The sequence below is a fragment of the Stenotrophomonas sp. PS02298 genome (assembly GCF_029959445.1).
Lineage (GTDB): Bacteria > Pseudomonadota > Gammaproteobacteria > Xanthomonadales > Xanthomonadaceae > Stenotrophomonas.
Genome location: NZ_JASCOR010000203.1, coordinates 1 through 6,723 on the forward strand (window position 1 = coordinate 1; position 6,723 = coordinate 6,723).

At 64.6% G+C, this 6,723-nt stretch carries 5 protein-coding genes; 1 reads left to right on the top strand and 4 read right to left on the bottom strand.

The genetic code is table 11. The features are described 5' to 3' along the window. Positions 1–104: 104 nt before the first annotated feature. From QMX78_RS19320 to QMX78_RS19335, 4 genes are all read right to left on the bottom strand, one after another. A complete protein-coding gene (locus tag QMX78_RS19320) occupies positions 105–1,223 on the bottom strand; it encodes an ATP-binding protein (RefSeq protein ID WP_282272617.1) in 1,119 nt (372 codons plus the stop codon). Beyond that, positions 1,220–3,103 (bottom strand): DUF4105 domain-containing protein, encoded by a 1,884-nt coding sequence (locus QMX78_RS19325; RefSeq protein WP_282272619.1) that lies wholly within the window; start codon positions 3,101–3,103, stop codon positions 1,220–1,222. The genes QMX78_RS19320 and QMX78_RS19325 overlap by 4 nt, the downstream gene beginning before the upstream one ends. Continuing rightward, complete coding sequence (locus tag QMX78_RS19330) at positions 3,103–3,402, bottom strand: DUF2388 domain-containing protein (RefSeq protein ID WP_282272621.1); 300 nt, start codon at positions 3,400–3,402, stop codon at positions 3,103–3,105. The genes QMX78_RS19325 and QMX78_RS19330 overlap by 1 nt, the downstream gene beginning before the upstream one ends. Positions 3,403–3,568: 166 nt before the next feature. After that, the gene (locus QMX78_RS19335; RefSeq protein ID WP_282272623.1) at positions 3,569–4,957 is read right to left on the bottom strand and encodes an FAD-binding oxidoreductase; all 1,389 of its coding nucleotides are present in this window, start codon (positions 4,955–4,957) and stop codon (positions 3,569–3,571) included. 204 nt (positions 4,958–5,161) lie between these two features. On the opposite strand from QMX78_RS19335, the gene serA reads away from it, so the two are divergent. Beyond that, complete coding sequence (gene serA / locus QMX78_RS19340) at positions 5,162–6,403, top strand: phosphoglycerate dehydrogenase (RefSeq protein WP_282272625.1); 1,242 nt, start codon at positions 5,162–5,164, stop codon at positions 6,401–6,403. Positions 6,404–6,723: the final 320 nt, after the last annotated feature.

Sequence of the window (6,723 nt, forward strand, 5' to 3'; positions counted from 1 at the left end):
GCCGCGAAGCTGGTAGGGCTTCGGATCCAGAGATTCTCTGAAAGCCAGCGTCGCCATAGATAGCCAGCTTCGCGGCTTACGCCGCTCCTACAAAAACCAGCCGGCTACGCCACTACCGGGAAATACAGCGACACAGCAGCCCCGCCCAGCGTCGAGGTACCAATCGTCGCCGTGCCCCCCGACTGCGCCGCAAAGCCATACACCTGGCTCAGCCCCAGCCCGCTGCCATCTCCCACGCTCTTGGTGGTGAAGAACGGTTCGAACACGCTCTCCTGGATCTCGGCCTGGATGCCCGGCCCGCTGTCACCAACGCAGATGCAGACAAACTGCCCGGCCTCACCCGTGCCCGACGGCACGATGATGCTCTCAAGCCGTGCCGACAACAGCACCTTGCCGACACCGTGCATGGCATCGCGGCTGTTGCCCAGCAGGTTCAACAAGGCCGCCTCGAGCTGACCGATGTCCACCGAAATCGACGGCAGTTGCTCGGCAATGCTCACGTTCAACTGGATGGTTTCGCCGCAGACGCGGCGGTAGAGCTCCAGCGACGCATTGAGCAGATCATCCACCTGGCTCAGCTGCGGCACCAGGGTCTGCCCGCGCCCGAACGCCAGCATCTGCCGGGTCAACTGGGTGCCACGCCCGACCGCGCGGTGGGCGATGTCAAGGATGCGCCGCACGCTCTCGTCGCCGGAGCGGCGCAGCGACAGCATGTCCAAGCTGTTACCGATCACCGACAGCAGGTTGTTGAAGTCGTGCGACAAGCCCAAGGTCAACTTGCCCACCGCATCCAGGCGCTGCGCGCGCAGCGCGACTTCCTGCGCTTCGCGCACCCGCTTCTGGGTCTGGAATGCCTCGGTGACGTCACGGATCAATACCAGCACCCGCACGCCACGCTGGTCGGCTATCCGCTCCAATATCATCGATGCGCGAAAACGGCCCCCGTCCTTGCGCACCATCGCCAAGCTGAGCTGATCGCTGCCCTGTTGCAGCGTGCGCGCCACGGCCTGCTGGGCTATGCCGCGCTGTGTATCGGCGGCGCTGAACAACCGCGAGAACGGCAGCCCGCGAATCTCTTCGCAGGGATAGCCAAACACCGTTGCTACCCCGGCATTGCAGCTGAGCACCTGACCATCAGGGTCAAGCTGGAGAATCGCGCAGGAGCGCAGCTTCAACACATCCTCGGCCAGCGCATCGACCGTCTGCTGCTCAGTACCAATCAACCGCGCTCTCCTGAAAACCGATCCGGACGCCGCTCATCGAGCGTCGCCGCCTCCCCTGATGGCGTACCGTACCCTAAACGCAGCCGCTGCCGCAGGTACAGCAGGTTCGACTCGATCTGCTCCATCCGCGCGCGCTGTGCTCCGGGCAGCGCGGCCAACGCGGCCTCGCGCAGGGCTTTCCATTGTTGCCGGGCGGGCCCAGCCCCGGCGGCAACCTCGGCGCTCAAGCGCTCTCGTTCATCCGCATCGGGTATGCCATAACCCTGCCCCTGCCCCAACAGGCTGCCCGGCGCCAGCAGCACCGCAGACCGCTCCATCAGCGCCTGGAAGTCCGCCATTTCCGGAAGCCGCTTGCCGCCGGCAAGCAGGCTTCGCTTGAGCACATCGGCTGCAGCCACCTCTCCCCGTCGCCACGCAGCCTGCTCCAGCAACAGCATGGCCGCCAGCACCTGATCATCAGCCTGCTGCATCCACCTCCGGCGTTGCGCAGGCGGCAGTGCCAACCATGCCTCCACGTTGTTGGCCGGCAACGGCAGGGCTTTGCGGGCGATATCGAACACCAATGCGTAGTGGGCGGCCGCCGACTCAAAGTAATAGCCGCCGCGCAGCGCCTGTGCGCGATCGCGGGGTGGATCGGCCAATGCTTCGGCACGCAGGCTGTGCAGCAAACCGGTTGGGGTGATCGACAGCAGATCTGCGGAGCCAAGCCGCGGTGCGCCATCACCGAGCAGCTTGCCGGTTTCGACCGCGCAGTTGTTGCTGATGAAGTAATAGCGGCCGTCGTAATCCCAGTGCAGCCGCGCCGCCTGCTGCAACACCGCGTTGATCTCATCACGCTGCAGGCGCAGCGGCGTGGATGAGACGCCGCGCAGCTCGACCTTGGTGTATTCCTCGATCACCCGGCTCAGCGGCAACACGAACAGGCGTGACGGATAGGACCCGGTCAGGCCACGCCAGCTGGATATCTGCACATCACCGACGAAGGCGCGGAACGACAGCACCAGGTGGTATTGCAGATCCATTCGACAAGCAGGGCCAGGCTCCCGCCCAGGCGCACATACCACCAGCCGCAGCATGCTGTGGCCCCAGCGGCTCATCAGCTTCTCGTTGCCTTCGGCCAGCAGGTAGTCGATCTCGTAGACCCGCGCCGGGTCGAGATCGAGCAGATCGGCCAGGCCTTCCTGCTCGCCGGCCTGCATGAACGGCAAGGCCTGCGGGCACTGCAGCACATCCAACTGACGCGGCGCGCCAAGATTCTCAACGAACCAGGCATGCAGAAGCGGACGCCGGCACGCGTACGCCGGGTCCAGCAGATAGTGTTCGAGGTTTACCGCGAAGAACTCGGTCGGGCTCTCCAGCTCGTAGCGATCGGGGCTGCGCAGGCTGAAGTGGTTGCGCCCACGCCCCGGCCACAATGGCCGTTGCTGCCAACCGGCCAGATCCAGAAAGCGCGGTTGAGCTGACCAGCCGCCGATGGCGGAACGGTCCAACGCATGTCCCAGCTCGTGGATCAGCGCGGCACGTGCCTGTCGCCACGCCTGGGCAGAGGCGTCCGAAGATGCGGAGTCGCCCTGCAACAACAGTGGCAACAGGCGTTTGTCCAAACCAAGCTCACGCCCGCGCGCCCTGCCCTGCACATGCCCGGGCAGGTCGTCACGCCAGCGCAGCTGCAGCGTCAATGCGCCGCTGGCTTCAATACCGGCGGGAATACGCGCCAGTACATCGTCGATCAGTTGCTGGCTGGCCACTACCTGCGCCGAATCCAGCGCCGGTGCGCCTGCCTGCAGCTCGATGCGCAGTGCCGCCTGCAGGGGCGCAGCCGCGCAGAGCAGCAGCAACACCGCCAGCCACCGCGCGGGCGGCAGCCGGCGGAGATTCATCACAGGGCCAGGATCTTCCGGGCCAATTCCATGTCACTGGCATCGCGCGCGGCAGCATCACGTTCGCGCAGCTGGATCAAGGCCGCTTCCAGCCATGCGCCGCGGATCTCGCCATTGCTGGCCACAAAACCCGCCGCGTCTTCGCGTGCGTCCAGCAACACCTTGTCGTCGCCCGAAGAGCTGCCCGAGGAATTGGATGACGCGCCCGATGCGGAGCCGGCCGACGTGCCTGCAAAACTGGAGGCGAATGCCGACATCGGCAGGGCAATCAAAGCGCAGAACAGGATCGAGCGGATCATTGGCGTGTCAACGTCGGATGAACAAGGGCGTCAAGAGTACCGACCGTCGCCGCCGGTGGGAACCACCAGCCATGCTGCCCACCAGATCCATTCATGCTGGACTGCCGGCGCACATCTTCGACCCGTTCGCGCGGCGGCTCCGCCGCACATGCGGCCAGCTGCGCGATTACTGATCGAACAGCTTGCCCGGGTTCAACAACCAGTTCGGATCGAAGGCGCGCTTGACCCCACGCATAAGCGCAACTTCAGCCTCGCTGCGGGTGCTGGAAAGATAGGCCTTCTTGACCAGGCCGATGCCGTGTTCCGCCGAGATGCTGCCATCAAACCGCAGCAGCACCTGCGCCAGCAGCTTGGTCACGTGCTCGCACTGGCTGAGGAATTCGGCGTCACTGGTGTCGTCGGGCTTGAGCACATTGATGTGCAGGTTGCCGTCGCCGATATGGCCAAACCAGACCACCTCAAAGTGCGGGTAGGCACCATTGATCAGCGCCTGGGTTTCGGCCAGGAAGGCCGGCATCGCCGAGATCCGCACCGACACGTCGTTCTTGTACGGCTTGTAGCGCGCCACCGATTCGGTGATGCCTTCGCGCAGACGCCATAGCTGCTGCGCCTGTGCTTCGCTGGTGCTGATCACGCCATCCAGCACCCAGCCCTGCTCCATGCAATGCTCGAACGCCGCCAACGCGGCGGCTTCGCCTGCCTCGTCAGCAGAGGCGTATTCGGTCACCACGTAATACGGGTGAATTTCCTCGAACGGATACTGCGCGCCATGCGCGGTGACGTGCTTGACCGCAAGGTCGGTGAAGAACTCGAAGGCCTCAAGCTGCAGACGTTCGCGGAAGGCGGAGAACACCTGCATCAGCACTTCGAACGACGGCAACGCCAGCACCATCACATTGGTGGTCGGCGGTGGATCGGTCAGCTTCAAGGTTGCCTCGACCACGATGCCGAGCGTGCCTTCCGAGCCGACCATCAACTGGCGGAAGTCGTAGCCGCTGGAGTTCTTGATCAAGCCCTTGTTGAGCTCCAGCAGTTCGCCGTTGCCGGCAACCACCTTGAGCCCGGCGACCCACTCACGGGTATTGCCGTAACGGATCACGCGGATACCGCCAGCATTGGTGGCGATATTGCCACCGATGGAACAGGAGCCACGCGCGGCGAAATCCACCGGATAGATCAGCCCATGTTCCTTGGCGGTGTTGTGCACCGCTTCCAGCGGCATGCCGGCCTGCACCACCAAGGTACGGTCCACCGCATCAAAACCCAGCGGCTTGTTCATCCGCTCCAGACTCAGTACCAGCTCGCCGTTGGCCGCAACCGCGCCGCCGGACAGGCCGGTACGGCCACCCGAAGGCACCACGGACACTTTGTGCTCATTGGCCCAGCGCACCACCGCCTGCACTTCCTCGACACTGCCCGGCAAGGCAATGGCCAGTGGTGCCGGTGTCCAGCGCCGGGTCCAATCGCGCCCGTAGTGCTCCAGATCGCCCGGCTCGGTCTTCAGACGCAGCTCGGGGCAGGACTGCAACAGGGTTTCCAGGCGCGGATCGGTCATGGCGGTGTTTCGGCGGCGTGAAAGCCGCCAAGCGTGACAGCCCTGCCGCGCGCCGTCCAGTCGCCGCGATGGCCCGCTGCGACGGGATCTGGATTTCATATGAAACCTTTTCCCATCAATGCCTTGCCGCATTGCGCAGCGCACAAAACAGCGCGCCGTTCTGGCATAGTTGGCGGCCTACCCACCTTCGCCGCCGTACACGACATGTCGCCCAAGAAGACCTCGTTCCCGAAGCAGGACATCCGCGTTTTGTTGCTTGAGGGGGTCAGCCAGACCGCCGTGGACGTCTTCAAGGCGGCCGGTTACTCGCAGATCGAGCTGTACAGCAAGTCGCTGCCCGAAGAGGAATTGAAGGCGCGCATCGCCGAAGCCCACATCGTCGGCATCCGCTCACGCACCCATCTCAGCGCCGAGGTGCTGGCCGAAGCCAAGCGCCTCATCGCGGTCGGCTGCTTCTGCATCGGCACCAACCAGGTCGACCTGGAAGCGGCCGAGCTGGCGGGCATTCCGGTGTTCAACGCGCCCTACTCCAACACCCGTTCGGTCGCCGAACTGGTGATTGCCGAGGCGATCATGCTGACCCGTGGCATCCCGCAGAAAAATGCCGAATGCCACCGCGGTGGTTGGTCCAAGTCAGCTGCCGGCAGCCATGAAGTGCGCGGCAAGACGCTGGGCATCATCGGCTACGGCCATATCGGCACCCAGGTCGGCGTACTGGCCGAGGCGCTGGGCATGCACGTGATCTTCCATGACATCGAAACCAAGCTGTCGCTGGGCAATGCGCATCCGGCCATCAGCCTGGATGACCTGCTGGCGCGCTCTGACGTGGTCACCCTGCACGTGCCCGAGAACGGCTCAACGCAGTGGATGATCGGCGCCGAGCAGCTTGGCAAGATGAAGAAGGGCGCACACCTGATCAATGCCGCGCGCGGCACCGTGGTCGATATTGCCGCGCTGGATGCGGCACTCGGCTCGGGTCATCTCGGCGGTGCCGCAGTGGACGTGTTCCCGGTCGAGCCCAAGGGCAATGGCGATCTGTTCGAGTCCCCATTGACCGCGCATGACAACGTAATCCTGACCCCGCACGTCGGCGGCTCCACGCTGGAAGCACAGGAAAACATCGGCGTTGAAGTGGCGGCCAAGCTGGTGCGTTACAGCGACAACGGCTCGACCCTGTCGGCCGTCAACTTCCCGGAAGTGACCCTGCCGGAGCACGAGCAGAGCCTGCGCCTGCTGCACATCCACCGCAACGTGCCGGGCGTGCTGTCCAAGATCAACGAGATCTTCTCGCGCCACAACCTCAACATCGACGGCCAGTTCCTGCGCACCGACCCCAAGGTCGGTTACGTGGTGATCGACATCACCGCCAGCGAAGAACAGGCCACCGCCATCCGCGAAGAGCTGGCCACGATCCAGGGCACCTTGCGCACCCGCATCCTCTACTGACGCCCCGGTAGCGCCGAGCCATGCTCGGCAAGGGCTCTCCTGGCAACGTCAAAACCAACCCCTCCCCGACCCTCCCTTCGCTACGCGAAAGGGAGGGGGCTGTAGTGCCGAGCCATGCTCGGCAGGGGCATTACCGGCGGCACCGCAGCAGCGAAAGCCACCCCCTCCCCTTCGCTACGCAAAAGGGAGGGAGCTAGTGCCGAGCCATGCTCGGCAGGGGCTCTACCGGTCCCGTCGGGGGATGTTGTGGGAGCGGCGTCAGCCGCGAAGCTGATGGACGTTCAGATTGCAGACTCTGCCAGCCATCAAGCATTGCCTGC